The 14,906-nt window shown below is 64.2% G+C and carries 15 protein-coding genes and 1 tRNA gene; 6 read left to right on the forward strand and 10 right to left on the reverse strand.

What is annotated here, in order from left to right; all coding sequences use genetic code 11:
- Positions 1-4 precede the first annotated feature (4 nt).
- The 7 genes from serS to sppA form a co-directional block, all read right to left on the reverse strand.
- Positions 5-1,279 carry a serine--tRNA ligase gene (gene serS / locus H0274_RS12890; protein WP_226795901.1) on the reverse strand — a complete coding sequence of 425 codons (1,275 nt, stop codon included), beginning with the start codon at positions 1,277-1,279 and terminating at the stop codon, positions 5-7.
- Between the two features lie 43 nt (positions 1,280-1,322).
- Positions 1,323-1,520, reverse strand: a complete 198-nt coding sequence (locus H0274_RS12895) for a YgaP family membrane protein (RefSeq protein ID WP_226795903.1) — start codon at positions 1,518-1,520, stop codon at positions 1,323-1,325.
- 59 nt (positions 1,521-1,579) lie between these two features.
- Positions 1,580-2,089 carry a MarR family transcriptional regulator gene (locus tag H0274_RS12900; RefSeq protein WP_226795905.1) on the reverse strand — a complete coding sequence of 170 codons (510 nt, stop codon included), beginning with the start codon at positions 2,087-2,089 and terminating at the stop codon, positions 1,580-1,582.
- A gap of 27 nt (positions 2,090-2,116) precedes the next feature.
- Positions 2,117-2,560 (reverse strand): hypothetical protein, encoded by a 444-nt coding sequence (locus tag H0274_RS12905; protein ID WP_226795907.1) that lies wholly within the window; start codon positions 2,558-2,560, stop codon positions 2,117-2,119.
- A 208-nt stretch (positions 2,561-2,768) separates the two neighbouring features.
- A complete protein-coding gene (locus H0274_RS12910; RefSeq protein WP_226795909.1) occupies positions 2,769-3,374 on the reverse strand; it encodes a response regulator transcription factor in 606 nt (201 codons plus the stop codon).
- A gap of 201 nt (positions 3,375-3,575) precedes the next feature.
- Positions 3,576-3,650 (reverse strand) — tRNA-Val (locus H0274_RS12915).
- Between the two features lie 125 nt (positions 3,651-3,775).
- Positions 3,776-5,662 carry a signal peptide peptidase SppA gene (gene sppA / locus H0274_RS12920; protein WP_226795911.1) on the reverse strand — a complete coding sequence of 629 codons (1,887 nt, stop codon included), beginning with the start codon at positions 5,660-5,662 and terminating at the stop codon, positions 3,776-3,778.
- A 144-nt stretch (positions 5,663-5,806) separates the two neighbouring features.
- Here sppA and H0274_RS12925 point away from each other — a divergent pair, with 144 nt between their 5' ends.
- Both H0274_RS12925 and H0274_RS12930 read left to right on the forward strand, forming a co-directional pair.
- A complete protein-coding gene (locus tag H0274_RS12925; protein ID WP_226795913.1) occupies positions 5,807-6,856 on the forward strand; it encodes an aspartate carbamoyltransferase catalytic subunit in 1,050 nt (349 codons plus the stop codon).
- Positions 6,856-8,085, forward strand: a complete 1,230-nt coding sequence (locus H0274_RS12930; RefSeq protein WP_226795914.1) for a dihydroorotase — start codon at positions 6,856-6,858, stop codon at positions 8,083-8,085. The genes H0274_RS12925 and H0274_RS12930 overlap by 1 nt, the downstream gene beginning before the upstream one ends.
- A 350-nt stretch (positions 8,086-8,435) precedes the next feature.
- Here H0274_RS12930 and H0274_RS12935 read toward each other — a convergent pair whose 3' ends face one another.
- The 3 genes from H0274_RS12935 to H0274_RS12945 are packed head-to-tail and all read right to left on the reverse strand — an operon-like array spanning position 8,436 to position 11,043.
- A complete protein-coding gene (locus H0274_RS12935; RefSeq protein WP_226795915.1) occupies positions 8,436-9,827 on the reverse strand; it encodes an SPOR domain-containing protein in 1,392 nt (463 codons plus the stop codon).
- Between the two features lie 20 nt (positions 9,828-9,847).
- Positions 9,848-10,315, reverse strand: coding sequence for a hypothetical protein (locus H0274_RS12940; RefSeq protein ID WP_226795916.1), 468 nt, complete (start codon positions 10,313-10,315; stop codon positions 9,848-9,850).
- An 11-nt stretch (positions 10,316-10,326) separates the two neighbouring features.
- Positions 10,327-11,043, reverse strand: a complete 717-nt coding sequence (locus H0274_RS12945) for a ParA family protein (RefSeq protein WP_226796159.1) — start codon at positions 11,041-11,043, stop codon at positions 10,327-10,329.
- Positions 11,044-11,328: 285 nt separating this feature from the next.
- Here H0274_RS12945 and H0274_RS12950 point away from each other — a divergent pair, with 285 nt between their 5' ends.
- The 4 genes from H0274_RS12950 to bfr all read left to right on the forward strand — a co-directional run bounded on the left by H0274_RS12950 (position 11,329) and on the right by bfr (position 14,817).
- A complete protein-coding gene (locus H0274_RS12950; protein WP_226795917.1) occupies positions 11,329-12,570 on the forward strand; it encodes an SPOR domain-containing protein in 1,242 nt (413 codons plus the stop codon).
- A 56-nt stretch (positions 12,571-12,626) separates the two neighbouring features.
- On the forward strand, positions 12,627-13,934 hold the full coding sequence (locus H0274_RS12955; RefSeq protein WP_226795918.1) for a DUF418 domain-containing protein: 1,308 nt from the start codon (positions 12,627-12,629) through the stop codon (positions 13,932-13,934).
- A 47-nt stretch (positions 13,935-13,981) separates the two neighbouring features.
- On the forward strand, positions 13,982-14,200 hold the full coding sequence (locus H0274_RS12960) for a (2Fe-2S)-binding protein (RefSeq protein ID WP_226795919.1): 219 nt from the start codon (positions 13,982-13,984) through the stop codon (positions 14,198-14,200).
- Between the two features lie 140 nt (positions 14,201-14,340).
- Positions 14,341-14,817, forward strand: coding sequence for a bacterioferritin (bfr, locus tag H0274_RS12965; RefSeq protein WP_054531833.1), 477 nt, complete (start codon positions 14,341-14,343; stop codon positions 14,815-14,817).
- The last annotated feature ends 89 nt before the right edge of the window (positions 14,818-14,906 follow it).

Raw genomic sequence — 14,906 nt, forward strand, 5'->3', positions numbered from 1 at the left:
TCCCTCAGGGTTCCAGCACCGTCACGCCGCCCATATAGGGTTGCAGCGCAGCGGGCACTTCCACCGAACCATCGGCCTGCTGGTAATTCTCCAGGATCGCCACCAGCGTGCGGCCGACGGCAAGGCCCGAGCCATTGAGCGTATGGACGAATTCGGTGCGCTTCGATCCTTCCGGCTTGAAGCGCGCATTCATCCGGCGGGCCTGATATTCGCCGCACCAGCTGATCGAGCTGATCTCGCGATAAGCGCCTTGGCCGGGCAGCCACACTTCCAGATCGTAGGTCTTCTTCGCGGTGGCGCCCATGTCGCCGCTGCACAGCAGCACCTTGCGATAGGGCAGGCCCAGCGCTTCGAGGATGCTCTCGGCCGAGCGGACCATATGGTCATGCTCGACCTGCCACTGATCGGGACGGCAGACGCTGACCAGCTCGACCTTCTCGAACTGGTGCTGGCGGATATAACCGCGCGTATCGCGCCCGGCGGCGCCCGCTTCGCTGCGGAAGCAGGGGGTGAGGGCAGTCATGCGGATGGGGAAGGCATCTTCCTCGAGAATCTGCTCGCGCACGGCATTGGTCAAGCTGACTTCGGCAGTGGGGATCAGCCAGCGGCCATCGGTGGTGCGAAACAGGTCTTCCGCGAATTTCGGCAGCTGTCCGGTGCCGAACACGGCCTCATCGCGCACCAGCAGGGGAACGGCGCATTCGGTGTAGGCATTCCGCAGAGTCTGCGTATCGAGCATGAATTGCGCGATGGCGCGCTGCAGCCGGGCCATCTGGCCGCGCAGGAAGGTGAAGCGCGCGCCCGACATGGCGGCGCCGGTTTCGAAATCCAGCCCCAGCGCCGGGCCGAGATCGGCATGTTCCTTCGGCGTGAAGTTGAATTCGCGCGGCGTGCCCCAGCGGGCAACCTCGACATTGTCCGTCTCGTCCGCGCCCAGCGGCACGTCATGCGCCGGGATGTTGGGCAGGGCGGCCAGCAGCGCGTCAAGCTCCGCGGCAAGGGCGCGTTCGTCCTCTTCCAGCGCAGGCAGGGTCTGCTTCAGTTCAGCCACTTCGGCCTTCAGCGCCTCGGCGGTTTCCTTGTCACCCTTGCCCATGGCCGCGCCGATTGCCTTGGAGGCTTCGTTGCGGCGGCTCTGCGCCTCTTGCATGCGCGTGGTGACTTCCCGCTTCCTCGTATCGAGGTCCAGGATCACGGTCGAGGCCGGTTCGGCCCCGCGCTTGGCCAGTCCCGCGTCGAACTCGGCGGGATTCTCACGGATATATCGCAGGTCGTGCATGGGCGCGGGCTATGCCGCTTCGGCCCGCCCCATGCAAGAAGTGTCAGCCTTGCTTTACGCCGCAGGTATTCACCCCGATCAGCGAATAAAGCGGGCAGCTCCGCAGCAGGCCCGTTGCAAGCGGGATGATCCCTAGCCAGCCCCACGGGGTCTTGGGCCCCACGAATACCAGTGCGATCAGCACCAGCCCCACAAGGATGCGCAGAATACGGTCAGTCCGGCCTACATTGGTCTTGAACATGCCAGCCTCCTCTCCATGCCAGAACGGCAGGGAGGATCATGACATGCGGTGGCGCGGCGTCAATAAGCGGAAGCCTGCCGTTCCCGCAGAACCTGCGTCAGATAGGCGATCATGCGCGCCTCCGCATTGGGCAACATGCGAACGTAGATACGCCGTCCGTCCTGCGGGTCGCGGTGGCGCTCCACCATGCCTTCCTGTTCGAGCTGGGCAAGCGAGCGCAAAGCCGTGGTGGAAGGCACCAGCGAGGCAAGGCAGGCATCGCTTACCGTCACCTGCCGGTTGCGCCGGCTGGAAATGAAGAGATCCAGCAGGATATCCCAACCCGGTTCCCCGAACAGCCCGTTGGGAAACAGCTCACGCCGTGACTGGCGATGGCGATACATGGCTTCCGCGACATAAACCAGCAAGGTCTCGTTCGGCTCCTCTTCAGGCGAGCTCCAAGGGGAATGCTCAACGCCTTCCTCCTTTACCGGAGGCGCGGTCGTGGCGGCCCCTGCCATGGATAGCAGCTGCTGGCTGAGTGCCAGCAGGCGGCTGGCGAAATCTGTCGGTTCATCAGGAGTGCTCATGGCAGCCCCATTCCCCCATTCGGCGCGTCATGAGAGCCGCCAGCTGCGATAAGGGCCAGTCCTTCGCAGGCGAAGCCGGTGGCTGATCGTGCCTGCCAGCAGGATGCCCAGTTCCATGAAGATCGGCAATTGCGTCATGCCCCAATAGGCGAGCTGATTTCCCTTCATGCCCATCAGCACAACGAAATGCCCCACCAGAACAATCAGCGCGGAGGCGCATAGCCACATGGGCCAGATCCGGTTCGCATGGAGCGCAAGCCAGAGGATTGCCAGGAAGAGCGATGTGTCCAGAACGGCGTGGACGGGTTCCAATGAGTCGAACCGCGACGGCTCCGAAAAGGCGTGATAGGCCGGATCCACCAGGACGTGCCGGATAAACACGAAGGCCGCGCCCCAGCGCTCCGGCGGGCCGCCCATCCATGCCACGAGGGCGAGGATGACCGCCAAAAAGAAGAGCAGAAAGGGAGGCATTACGCCTTGCGCTCATCCACCGTTCTGCCGCGAAACTCGGTCAGGCGAGGCCATGCGGAGCGATATGAGTGCTGATTCCGTACTTGAACCCCCCGCGAGCCGTATCGTTGCACGGTCCGGCTGATCGGGGGGAATGGCTGATCTTCATCGCGTCGCGTCCTCGTTCGGGCGGGCGGATCGGCCCGGCAAAGCGGAGATGACCGCGAGGTCAATGGCCCAGGATGCGCGAAGCCTCGATGAATACCGCCATGCCGCCCAGCGCCAGAAGCAGGATCGCCAGCGCCATCAGCAAAATCGCACCGATCCGCATCAAGGTTCCATTTGGACCCTCGAACATCTCCGGAACGACGTGGTGCCCCCCTTTTTTGTCCGTTTCGCCATGGCTGATCCCTTCCACTGGCGCCGAAGCAAGAGACATGGACTCCGCGTCGTCCATCGAAACCATTTCGGCGTGTTCGGCAGGTTCCGCTATACGTGAATTTTCATATGTCATTGCGTCGCATATAGCGCAAAGGCGGCGATACTCCTGGGCCAGCTCCCCGCGGGTGCCAGCGTTGAGTTTGGTTTTGGCGAACTGGATGCGCTGGTCGACCGTATGTGGGGAGATGCCGAGCTCGCGCGCGATCTCCTTCGACGTCTTATGTTGCACCAGCAGGTCAAGCACATCCTTCTGCTTGGCGGTGAGTGCCGCCAAGAGGGCAATATCGTCCCCGGAGGAATCCCTATCCATAACGACCTTGGCGCGCCCGATCACCGGTTGCGCTTCCCCATGAAACGCTTCAACTTCAAATGCCTGGCTGCGTCTCTGGCTCAATTCAATATGGATGGTTCACGTCCAAGGCAAGCCGATCCGCACGGATCGGCTGGGATGATATATCCGTTTTCGATCAGAAATTGTGAAGCTTCGTCAGTCCCTTACGTGATGTCCCGTATCGGACTGCCCATGCGCAGCGGGCAAGCGGAACCGCCCGGAGGCCTTCGGGCGTCCGGTTATGCGTCCATCTCCTGAGGGAAATGGTGGGCGCGGCAAGGATTGAACTTGCGACCCCACCCGTGTGAAGGGTGTGCTCTACCACTGAGCTACGCGCCCGCCGAATAGTGAAGGAACGAGGCTCCCTCACGGCAGGGGCGCGCCCTTGCCATGGCTGCGCGGCAAACTCAAGCGCAAACAGGGAGGATTTGTTCAACTCGTTTCCTCCTGCCTGCATCCGAAGTCTATCGCACAAGCCTGAGGAACTGTGCCGTCAGCCCGCCAGGCCTCGGATTTGCGGGCTTTCCGGAAGGCAGGGCGGCGCATTCGAGGCAATATGCCTGCGCTCCGCTTCCTCCCATCAATCGGCTGACATCGCCTATGGCCTGCCCGATCCGGGCCTGTTCCCGCCCGGCCACAGTGGCGAACAGATCGCGTGAACCGGCTCGGGCGCTTTCGGATTCGCTACCCAGCATGCGCTGGATCAGCGTGGCGTAAGGATCAGGCCGGGAGCCGAGATATTTCGCGTGCCAGTTCCCTTGCTTGAGCCCCGCCTTCTGCGCCGCCCACTGGATGGCCGCATCGAGATCGCCGAACTGGTCCACCAGGCCGAGCTGGCGGGCGGAACCGCCATCCCACACGCGGCCCTGGCCGATCCGGTCGACCTGTTGCGGGGTCATCCCGCGCGATTTCGCGACCAGCGAGAGGAATACGCCATATTCGTGCTCCACTGTCTGCTGCAGGACCGACTCGATCTGCGGGGTGAAGCCCGCCAGAATGTCAGGCTGGCCGGAAAGGGGCGTAGTGGAGACTCCGTCCGTTCCCACGCCCCAGTTCGCCAGCGCCTTCTCGAAAGTCGGCACTACGCCATAGACACCGATGGAGCCGGTGACTGTCTCCGGTTCGGCAAATATCCGGTCAGCCGGGGTGGAAACCCAATATCCGCCGCTCGCCGCGTAATTCCCCATGGACACCACGATGGGTATGCCCTTGCGCTTTTGGCGCATGATCGCGCGGCGGATCGCCTCCGATCCGGTGATCGTGCCGCCCGGGGAATCGACCCGCACCACCAGGGCGGCCAGATTGTCCGTCAGGGCATCGTCCAGGATCTGGGAGATGCGCGCGCCGCCTGCTTCGCCGGGGCCAGCTTCGCCGTCACTGATCTCGCCGGCAATGGTGACGATGCCGATGGCCTTTCCCCCGGTGGAGGCGGGCCGGATCGCGGCAAGCCACGGCTGGAGTTCCGTCTTGGCAAAGGCTCCGGGCGATCCGTCAAACGGATCCTCGCCCACGATGCTCGCCACATGTTTGCCGAAGGCTTCCCAATCGCCGACCTTGTCGACCAGCCCTGCCGACAATGCGGCCCGGGCATTGTCCCCCAGGTTTTCCTTCAGCCATGCGGCAGGATCTGTCGTCACCCGATCGATCTGCGCCTTCGGGCGGGCCGAACGGATCTTCGCCTTATATTCCTCCCAGATGGAGGAATAGAGCGCCTGGGCATTCTCCCTTGCCTCGGGCGACATGTCGTTGCGCATATATGGCTCGACCGCGCTCTTGTAGGTGCCCACGCGATAGACCCGGGCGTTGACCTTCAGATAATCGAGCAGGCCCTTGTAATAGAGCCGCTGCCCGCCGGGGCCCATGATCAGTGCGCCCCCCAGCGGATCGACCCACACCTCGCTGGCATGGGCGGCCAGCATCATCGAATCGTCCGTATAGGCCAGCGCGAAGGTCAGCACGGGCTTCTTCGCCTTGCGCACGCGGTCCATCGCGGCGCCCACTTCCTGCATGTGGATATGGCCGCCGCCGGTAAAGGCCGAGAGATCGAGCACCACGGCCTTGATCCGGTCATCCGTGGCGGCCGCATCCAGCGCGGCGATCAGGTCTCGCGCCTGATATTGCGCGGCGGGCAGTTCCTGGCTGAGCAGCAGATTGAGCGGATCGAGAGCGGAAGCTTCCTCCACCACGGACCCGTCAAGCTGGAGATAGAGCGCCCCTTCGCGCACGACGCCGGGGCTGGGCCGCGCGCTGAGGATCGCAAACAGCGCGGAAAAGAACATCAGCAGCAGAATTAGGGAAAGACCGTCCTTGATCCCGACCAGCAAGCGCCAGACTTTTCCTGCAAAACTCATTCGCTTGTGATCCCGCGTGATTGGTTGCGAACCATAACCTAGGCGGGGCTGGCGGAAGGTTCCACAGGAAACCGAGGAACCGGCGATCTTGATCGACACGAGGCGTTGCCATGGGCGCAAACTGTGCCTATTGCCCCGACTTTAATGACAGCCACGCCAACCCCCTCAGCCTCGGGCCGTTTCCCGGCCGGATGGTACGCCTTTCCGCACCGCGACCTGCTCGGCATCGGTCAGCTCCAGACCCATGAAATCATGTTCCTGCTGGCAGAGGCGGAACAATGGGTGGAACTGAACCGCCAGCCTTCCAAGCACAGCAATTCGCTGTCGGGCCTGACCATCATCAACGCCTTTTTCGAGAATTCCACTCGCACGCTGCTGAGCTTCGAGATCGCGGGCAAGCGTCTGGGTGCGGATGTCGTGAACATGCACGCGGCCCAGTCCAGCGTGAAGAAGGGCGAAACGCTGATCGATACGGCGGTGACGCTCAATGCCATGCGCGCCGATGCTATCGTGATCCGCCATGCCAGTTCCGGCGCGGTGCGGCTGATCGCGGAGCAGGTCGATTGCCCCGTGCTGAATGCTGGCGACGGGCAGCATGAACATCCCACGCAGGCGCTGCTCGATGCGCTGGCGCTGCGCCATGCGTTGCGCGAACGGGGCCGCACGGAATTTGCCGAAGGGCTGTGGGGCCTGCGGGTGACCATCTGCGGGGACATCCTGCACAGCCGAGTGGCTCGTTCAAACATCCTGTGCCTCACCGCGCTGGGCGCCGAAGTGCGTGTCTGCGCGCCGCCCGCGCTGATGCCCGCCGGGATCGAGGAAATGGGCGTGAAGCCGTTCCACGATTTCGATGCCGCGCTGGACGGGGCGGAAGTGGTTATGATGCTGCGCCTGCAGAACGAGCGGATGAACGGCCAGTTCGTGCCCTCCACGCGCGAATATCGCCATCTCTATGGCCTTACGGCCAAGCGGCTCAAAAAGGCGGAGCCCAATGCGCTGATCATGCATCCCGGCCCGATGAATCGCGGCGTGGAGATAGACAACGACGTGGCCGATCTGGAAGGCCGCTCGATCATCACGCGGCAGGTGGAAATGGGCGTGGCGATCCGCATGGCCTGCCTGGAAGTGCTGACCCGCCGCACGCGCGGAGTACCGGGCTGGAGCGCGGCCGACATGGCCGGGGAGATCGTGTGATGAAGCCCGTTGCGCTCACGATCGTCAATGGCACGCTGGTCACGCCCGATGGCCTCTGCCCGGGCACCTTGCGCTGCGAAGGGGCGCGGATCGTCTCGCTGGGGGATGTCACCCCCCATGTCGGCGATGAGATCATCGATGCAGGCGGCAAGCTTGTCGCTCCCGGTATCGTCGATCTTGGCGTCTTCACCGTGGACAAGCCTGCATTCCATTTCGGCGGGATTACCCGTGCGGCGCTGATGCCCGACCAAAACCCCCCGCTCGACCATCCCGCGCGTGTCCAGTTCCTCGCCTATAGCGGCAAGCCGGACCTGTGGGTTCATCCGCTGGCGGCGGCCACAGTGGGGCTGGAAGGGCATAATCTGGCGGAACTCGCCCTGATGCGGGATGCCGGTGCGCGGGCAGTGGCTACCGGTCGGCGCTGGATCGCGGATTCGGGCGTAATGCTGCGCCTGCTGCGTTATGCCGCGATGCTCGACATGGTGGTGGTGACGCATGCGGAAGATGGCGGGCTGGCGGGCGATGCGGTCGCTACTGCGGGCATCATGGCCACGCGGCTGGGCCTGCCGAGCGCGCCTGCCGAGGCGGAAGCGCTGGCCGTGGCGCGCGACATTGCGCTGGCTGAACTGGCGGGCGCCCGGTTGCATTTGCGGCAGGTGACGACGCGCGCCGCGCTTGATCTGGTGCGCGCGGCCAAGCGGCGCGGCGTGGCAGTTACAGCGGGCGTCACGCCTGCGCACTTCATGCTGTCGGACATCGCAACTGCGGAATTCCGCACATTTGCCCGCATGTCCCCCCCGTTGCGGGATGAGGCGGACCGGCAGGCCGTGATCGAGGCGATTGGCGACGGGACGATCGACGTTGTCGCCAGCGGCCACGATCCGCGCGGGCCGGAGGACAAGCGCCTGCCCTTTGCCGATGCGGAGCCGGGCATGGCAGGGGCCGAAACCCTGCTCGCCATGGTGCTGACTCTGGTGAGGGATGGCGTGATCGACATGCCCCGCGCCTTCGCTCTGCTGGCTGCCAATCCCGCCGCTCTGCTAGGCGTGGAAGCAGGCGTATTGGCTGAGGGGATGGAAGCGGACATCGCGCTGGTCGATCCGCAGAAGCCGTGGATCGTCTCTTCCGACAAGATGGAAGCGAGCGCGGGAAATACACCGTTTGACCGTCAGCCCGCTCAGGGCCGGGTCACGGCGCTCTACAAGGGCGGAGTGCGCGTGGGGAAGTAATCCCGCCTGCTGCTTCCCTGCTTCCACAATCGCCATGCTGAATTCGGTTCAGCATTCATCTCTCCTTCCAAGCAGTAGCTCGATCAGGAGAATTGGACCCTGAACCGAGTTGGCGTTTATCCCATAAAGACAAGTATCCGCCCGTCGTCCCGGGCTTGATCCGGGACCGCTGGCCACCGTCAGCCACCATGGCCAGCGTTCCGGGCTTTCGCCGGGATGACGAATGGGTACTTGTCTCAGTGGAATATGCCCCAACCGAGCACAGGGTGACGATTGAAACCTCAAAGAGAAAGCCCCCTGCGGTTATCCGCAGAGGGCTTCCGGGGGATGTTCGATCTGATCCAGAGTGATCAGCGGCTGGCCAGCCGCCGTTCGTTCTGCACTGTGCCGGGAAGCGGCTGGTTCTGGGCATAGGCGATGCAGCCTTCGCCGCCGGCCTTGCCGATCTTGCCGCACATGGAGCGTGAGCTGGCGGCGGAATAACCGCCCGCCGCCACGCGCCAATAGGCCTTGCCGTTCACTTTGGCCTGGGTCAGCACCATTTCATGGCCTGCCAATTCCGGGTAGCGCTTCACATAGATGCCCCAGGCGCGGCGTGCGCCCTGTTCGCTGGTGAAGGAACCCAGCTGGACGAGATGCGTGCCCTCGCTTGCCTTGACGATGCGGCTGGCGCCTTTTGCGGAGGCTGCCTTTGCCGGTACGGCTTTCGGGGCAGGGCGGGCGGAAGCCTTTGGTGCGGGCTTGGCGAAGCTCTGCGTGTCGAGTGCGACCCTGCTGGCGCCGCTGGCGGGGAAGGCCGCCTGGAAATCGTTCACGCGCTGCGGGTTCGGTGCCTTGTAGGCCGGCGCCGAAAAGGCCGGTTCCGGCGCATCGCCGATGGGCGGCAATTCATAACTCGTCTGCGGTGCGTCGTTCAACGCCACCTGAGGAGCGGCCGGGGCGGCAGCGGGCTGCGCCATGGTGGGGGCGACGGCAGCTTCGCCGGCGAGTTGTTCCGCAGTGGGGAAATTGGCGAGTGCCAGTTCCACCGGCTGGCCGGCATCCTTCATGTCAGGCACGACCTGCAGCAACATGGCCACGCGCACGCGATAGGCATCAGGATGGATGCTGGCGGCCCATTCGGCCATCCGGTCGCCCACCTTCTCGTTGCCGATATCCTGCTGGGCCATCAGCCGCGCTTCACGCCAGCGGCCCGCCAGTGCATAGGAATAGGCCAGGTTCTGACGTACCTTGGCGGTGTTCTCGCCATTGCGGACGGCATTGGAAAGCACATGGATGCCGCGTTCGGGCTGCCCGGCCAGCGAATAGGCAAGGCCAAGATCCGAGGCGGCGATATCGCCTTCCCAGTCGCGCAGCACGGCAATAGCCTCCGCGCCCCGGCCGTCACCCGCAAGGGCGAGCGCAAGGCTGAGGGCCGTGCGGGGCGAAGTGTCGCCCAGCTTCATGGCATCGTCGAAAGATGTTGCGGCGGAAGCGAAGCGGCCTTTCTCGAGATAGGCCGAGCCCAGCGTCATACGGAAATGGGCATTGCGCGGATCGGCGCGAACAGCGGATTCCGCGTGCTGGATGGCGGTATCGTAATTGCCTTTGGCCAGCGCCGCTTCGGCTTTGCTGGCCGAGAGATTGGCGGGCGGGGCGGATGCTGCGCATCCGGTCAGCGTAACCCCGGCAAGCGCGGTGGTGAGGGCGAGGCCGATCAGCCGTGCATCCCTGTTCCCGTTCGTGCTGACGGTACGGTTCATCGTCACATCCCCTTGGGTAATCATTTCCGCTTCACCTGCGCGGCAAGCATGTCGAGATCCGGAATCCCGGAAAGCAGCCGGTCGAGCGCCTCGGTCACGATCTGCTGGGCGCTGAGATTGCGGATGGTGCAGGCCAGCCGCAGCTTGAGATGGCGTTCCGCATCCACGCGCAGTGTGAAGGCCGCGCGGCGCCCCTCATCCAGCGCCTTGCGGCGCCCGGCGGCGCGGCTTTCGGCGGGCTGCCGGATTATCTGCCTGGCAGCAGGCTGCCGAGGTGCCGACTGAACCACAGGCGCTTGGGCGACACCACCCGCGCCGGTCTGTTCATGGCCCATGTCGTTCCATCCCAGATCGTCCTCGATCGGGAAGGCGTCGAGCCGCTCGAATACCCCAAGAGGCTGGAACGGCGTGCGCATGGCGGGTCGCGCCGCACCCTTGCGCGCCAGAAGGGTGGGGGTGAGCGAAGCGAAAGGCTTGGGTTCGTTCATGTCGCGGCCCGTCAATTCTGAGCCACCCGGCGGCCGAAGCCGCCCGCGGCGCGATAGGTGCCGGGCAGTTGGGTAAGGCCGGGGGCGGAAAAGATGGTGCGGCGGAAGTTCTTTTCCAGCCGGTCGGAAACATAGTTCCACAGAGCCCCAACCTCGTGGGAGGACTTGCCCGCCGGGTCGACTTCCATGACGGTGCGCCCGTCAATCATCGAGGCGGCAAAATCGGTGCGCTGATGCAGCGTAATCGGCGCCACCGTGCCATGCTGCGACAGGGCGACGGCGGCCTCCGCAGTGATCCTGGCCTTGGGCGTAGCAGCGTTCACCACGAAGATCAGCGGCTTGCCCGCACGTTCGCACAGGTCCACCGTGGCCCCCACTGCCCGCAGATCATGCGGGCTGGGGCGAGTGGGGACCACGATGAGCTCTGCAACCGAGATGACGGACTGGATCGCCATCGTGATGGCGGGGGGCGTATCGATCACCGCCAGCTTGAAGCCCTGCTGACGCAAGGTTGCCAGATCGTTCGCCAGCCGGGCCACGGTCGTCTGGGCGAAGGCGGGATATTCCGCCTCGCGCTCGTTCCACCAGTCGGCAAGCGATCCTTGCGGGTCGATGTCGATGAGTACTACCGGGCCTGCGCCGGCCCGCTGGGCCTGTACGGCCAGGTGCCCCGACAGGGTGGTCTTCCCGGAACCACCTTTCTGAGATGCCAATGCCAATACGCGCAAGGTCTGTCCCCCTGGGTTGCTCAATAAGGCCGGATCAGTCCTGGATTCCCGGCATTTCCCCTGGCGGGATCGCAGATCACCCCTAATTTTCGGTTAAGTGAAGGATGGCGCGAATCTCCGGCCTATCTCTTGTGGCCGAAATGTCCCGGTTTGGTGCGGCTTTGGGATGGGGGCATCATGCTAACGCAGCATTCACTATGTTGCCCTAAGGGGCGGCGAAATGTTCGGGCCAGCACAATCAGGCCCGTACAAACAGGCCCGCATAACCAGGGGAGTGCAGCGACAATGGCGATTCTTCGCCCCACCGGATTGATGGCCGCTCTGGCTGTAGTGGCGCTGGCCGTGCCTGCATGGGCTCCCGCGCAGGCCGATGTGAAGGCTGGCGTGGATGCGTGGAGCCGGGGTGATTACGCCGCCGCTGTTGCGGAATGGAAAGCGCCTGCCGAATCGGGCGATGCCGATGCGCTGTTCAACATGGCGCAGGCCTATCGTCTGGGGCGCGGGGTGGAGGAGGATTCCTCCATGGCGGAATATTATTATGCCCGCGCGGCAGAGAAGGGCCACATCCGCGCGGCTGACATCTATGGCCTGATCCTGTTCCAGACCGGGCGGCGCGAACAGGCGCTGTCCTATGTGCAGGATGCCGCGCGCCGGGGCGATCCGCGTTCTCAATATCTGTTGGGCATTGCGCATTTCAACGGCGATCTCGTGGCCAAGGATTGGGTGCGCGCCTATGCCTTGCTGACCATGGCCAATACGCAGGGCCTGCCGCAGGCCGGGCCTGCTCTGGCGGAAATGGACCAATATGTCCCCTTCGCCCAGCGCCAGCAGGCCGCCGCGCTCGCAGTGGAAATGCAGCAGCAGGCGGAAGCTACACGCGCCAGCCAGCTGGCCGCCTTCGACCTTTCTGCGGCGGACGGTTCGCCCGCGCTTCCCTCCGGCTCGGTAGTGCAGCCTGCGGCCAAGCCGAAATCGCCGACCGCGCCGCTCGCGTCGGCCTCGCCCCGCGTGCCCCAGCCGGTGCGACAGGCGGCTATTCCGCCTTCCAGCGCGGCGGCGGAGGCTGCGGTGCGTCAGGCAATGGAGGCTGATGGCACCGATAGCCCGGCCACGGCCGGTGCGGATTATGCCCGTCCCGCCGCCCCCGCGCCGAAAACTGCTCAGTCGCCTATTGCGCCGCCTCCCGCCCGGCCCGCTCCGAAACCGGCGGCGGCGCAGGTTGCTCAACCCGCTGTCCGTCCGGCACCAGTGCCCGCTGCGCCTAAGCCGGCCGCCCGTCCGGCTCAGGCCGTAGCAGCCACGGGCCCTTGGAAGCTCCAGCTCGGCGCCTTCGGAGTGAAGGGCAATGCGCAGAAGCTGTGGGCCCAGCTTTCCGTGCGCCCGGAACTTTCCGGCAAGCAGAGGATTCTCGTTCCGTCGGGCAAGGTCACCAAATTGCTCGCAGGCGGCTTTGCCTCGCGTGCGGAAGCGGATAGGGCCTGCGTGAAATTGAAGGCGGCCGGGCAGGAGTGCCTCGTTACTCAGTAACCCGGCCTGCCGCTTAACCGGCGGGGATTGTCCCGCCTTCTGAGCAAGGACGGATCATGCATTCGCGCGCGCCGGGCATTGATGGGGCTTCCGGCCCCGTTGCGCCGGGTCTTTCCGGGCCGGGACTATCTGGGCCGGTTTCTCCAGGCGAGCGGCTGGTCACGCTTGATTTCATTCGCGGCGTGGCAGTGCTGGGGATCGTCTTCGCCAATATCGTGGCCTTCGCCCAGCCGCATATCGCCTATGGCTGGCCGCAGGGCTTCGGCATGGAGCCGGGCCTGCTGGAAAACGGGCTGTGGCTGGCCCAATTTGTGCTGATCGACGGCAAGATGCGCGGGCTTTTCACCTTGCTGTTTGGTGCCGGAATGGCGCTGTTCGCGGCGCGGGCCGCTGCGCGTGGAGCAGGCACAGGCCTGCAATTGCGGCGGCTGGGCTGGCTGGCGGCATTCGGCCTTGTACATTTCTTCCTGCTGTTCTGGGGCGACATCCTGTTCCTCTATGCGATTGCCGGGCTCATCGCCTTGCCGTTCCTGGCGCTCCCTGAGCGGCTGCTGCTGCGAGTGGGGCTGTTGTGGTATGCCGCTGCGGCGATCTATCTGGCGGCCAGCTTTACCGGCACGCTCGTGCTGGAACAGAGCGCCGAGGCGCAGCTCGCCAATCCCGCGCACCATGCCGCCATCGTGGAAGCGCAAGGGCGCAAGTTGCAGGAGGCCGAGGCGGAGCGCGCGGCCTTCACCGTGGGCAGCTATGGTGAGGAAATCTCCTTCGTCGCGAAGGAGCGGGCCCATCTGCTGGGGGAATATCCCGCTTTTGCCCTGTTCGAGACGGTGCCGCTGATACTGATTGGCATGGCGCTGTTTCGGCTGGGCTTCTTCTCGGGCGGCTGCAGTCCGGAACGCATGCGGCGCTGGGGCTGGGCTGGCGTGATCCTTGGCGCCGGGCTGTCCCTGCCGCTGGGACTGTGGGCCATGGTGCAGGGTTTTCCCTATTGGCTCACCCGTTTCGTGGCGGATTTTGCCGCGCCATTGCCGCATCTGGCGATGGTACTTGGCCTTGCAGCGCTGCTGACACTGTGTGCACCGCGCGCGGTGACAGGCTGGCTGGGCGCAAGGCTGGCGGCGGCCGGGCGGATGGCCTTTACGAACTATATCGCCACATCTCTGGTGATGATGCTGGTGTTCCGCCACTGGGCAGGGGGCCTGTGGGGGGGACTGGGCCGCGCGGGCCTTTTGCCTATCGCGCTGGCGGGCTGCGCATTGATGCTGGCCTGGTCGAAGCCGTGGCTGGAGCATTTCCGATATGGCCCGCTCGAATGGCTGTGGCGGTGCCTCACTTACGGGAGGCTGTTCTCCCTGCGGAAGTGATGCAGATTCCTCTTGCTACTGCAATCCATTCGCATTAACAAATGCGCATGTACATCTGTATCTGCAACGCCATCCGTGAGTGCGATCTGCGCGCCGCCGCGCGCTGCCATGCGGGCGATCCTGACGCTGTTTACGAGAAACTGGGCAAGCGTCCGCAATGCGGGCAGTGCCTGGACGAAGCGGCGGAAATCCTGATTGAGGAACGCGGGGGCACGCCCGAAGCGGCACCCTCTTTCACCTCCGATCACGCCTTCGCCCGCGCCTGAGGGCGAAGACTTCCACTATCGCTAATCACTCGCAAGACCGCAGAAATCCTCGGGTTTTTCGCGCGGCCTCTTGTCTTGGCCAGTGGTTGCGCGCATCATTCCGACCATTCAGTTCGCAGCAGATATAAAAGGGGCCGGCCATGAAGGGCGACGCCAAGGTAATCGAGTTCCTCAATAAGGCACTCACCAACGAACTCACCGCGATCAACCAGTATTGGCTGCATTACCGCACGCTGAAGCACTGGGGCGTTTCCAAACTGGCCGAAAAGGAACGCGAAGAATCGATCGACGAGATGAAACATGCAGACGTTCTGGCCGAACGCGTGCTGTTCCTCGATGGCTTGCCCAACTTCCAGGCGATCAACCGCCTCAAGGTGGGTGAAACGGTGGAGGAAATCCTCAAGGCCGATCTCGCGCTGGAGATGGAAGCCATCCCCATGCTGCGCGATGCCATCGAGTATTGCGAAACCGTGCGCGACTATGTCAGCCGCGAGATTTTCGAGCGCATCCTCGAAAGCGAGGAAGAACATGTCGATTTCCTCGAAACCCAGTTCGACATGATCGAGCGCATGGGCCTGCAGAACTACGTTCAGTTGAACAGCGAAGCGGCGGAGTAGGCCTCTGCCTGTCAGGCGGGCGCTTCCATTGCGAAGCGGCCCGCCGTTGACGCCTCATCCCCGTCTGTGCAGGACAGCGATCAGCGAGT

This window comes from Fulverythrobacter ferritrahens, from assembly GCF_020539485.1.
GTDB lineage: Bacteria > Pseudomonadota > Alphaproteobacteria > Sphingomonadales > Sphingomonadaceae > Andeanibacterium > Andeanibacterium ferritrahens.

Excerpts from the sequence above, each read along its gene's own strand:
- serS (WP_226795901.1), bottom strand. The coding sequence starts at position 1,279 with ATGCACGACCTGCGATATATCCGTGAGAATCCCGCCGAGTTCGACGCG.
- H0274_RS12895 (WP_226795903.1), bottom strand. The coding sequence starts at position 1,520 with ATGTTCAAGACCAATGTAGGCCGGACTGACCGTATTCTGCGCATCCTT.
- H0274_RS12900 (WP_226795905.1), bottom strand. The coding sequence starts at position 2,089 with ATGAGCACTCCTGATGAACCGACAGATTTCGCCAGCCGCCTGCTGGCA.
- H0274_RS12905 (WP_226795907.1), bottom strand. The coding sequence starts at position 2,560 with ATGCCTCCCTTTCTGCTCTTCTTTTTGGCGGTCATCCTCGCCCTCGTG.
- sppA (WP_226795911.1), bottom strand. The coding sequence starts at position 5,662 with ATGAGTTTTGCAGGAAAAGTCTGGCGCTTGCTGGTCGGGATCAAGGAC.
- H0274_RS12925 (WP_226795913.1), top strand. The coding sequence starts at position 5,807 with ATGACAGCCACGCCAACCCCCTCAGCCTCGGGCCGTTTCCCGGCCGGA.
- H0274_RS12930 (WP_226795914.1), top strand. The coding sequence starts at position 6,856 with ATGAAGCCCGTTGCGCTCACGATCGTCAATGGCACGCTGGTCACGCCC.
- H0274_RS12935 (WP_226795915.1), bottom strand. The coding sequence starts at position 9,827 with ATGAACCGTACCGTCAGCACGAACGGGAACAGGGATGCACGGCTGATC.
- H0274_RS12940 (WP_226795916.1), bottom strand. The coding sequence starts at position 10,315 with ATGAACGAACCCAAGCCTTTCGCTTCGCTCACCCCCACCCTTCTGGCG.
- H0274_RS12950 (WP_226795917.1), top strand. The coding sequence starts at position 11,329 with ATGGCGATTCTTCGCCCCACCGGATTGATGGCCGCTCTGGCTGTAGTG.
- H0274_RS12955 (WP_226795918.1), top strand. The coding sequence starts at position 12,627 with ATGCATTCGCGCGCGCCGGGCATTGATGGGGCTTCCGGCCCCGTTGCG.
- H0274_RS12960 (WP_226795919.1), top strand. The coding sequence starts at position 13,982 with ATGTACATCTGTATCTGCAACGCCATCCGTGAGTGCGATCTGCGCGCC.
- bfr (WP_054531833.1), top strand. The coding sequence starts at position 14,341 with ATGAAGGGCGACGCCAAGGTAATCGAGTTCCTCAATAAGGCACTCACC.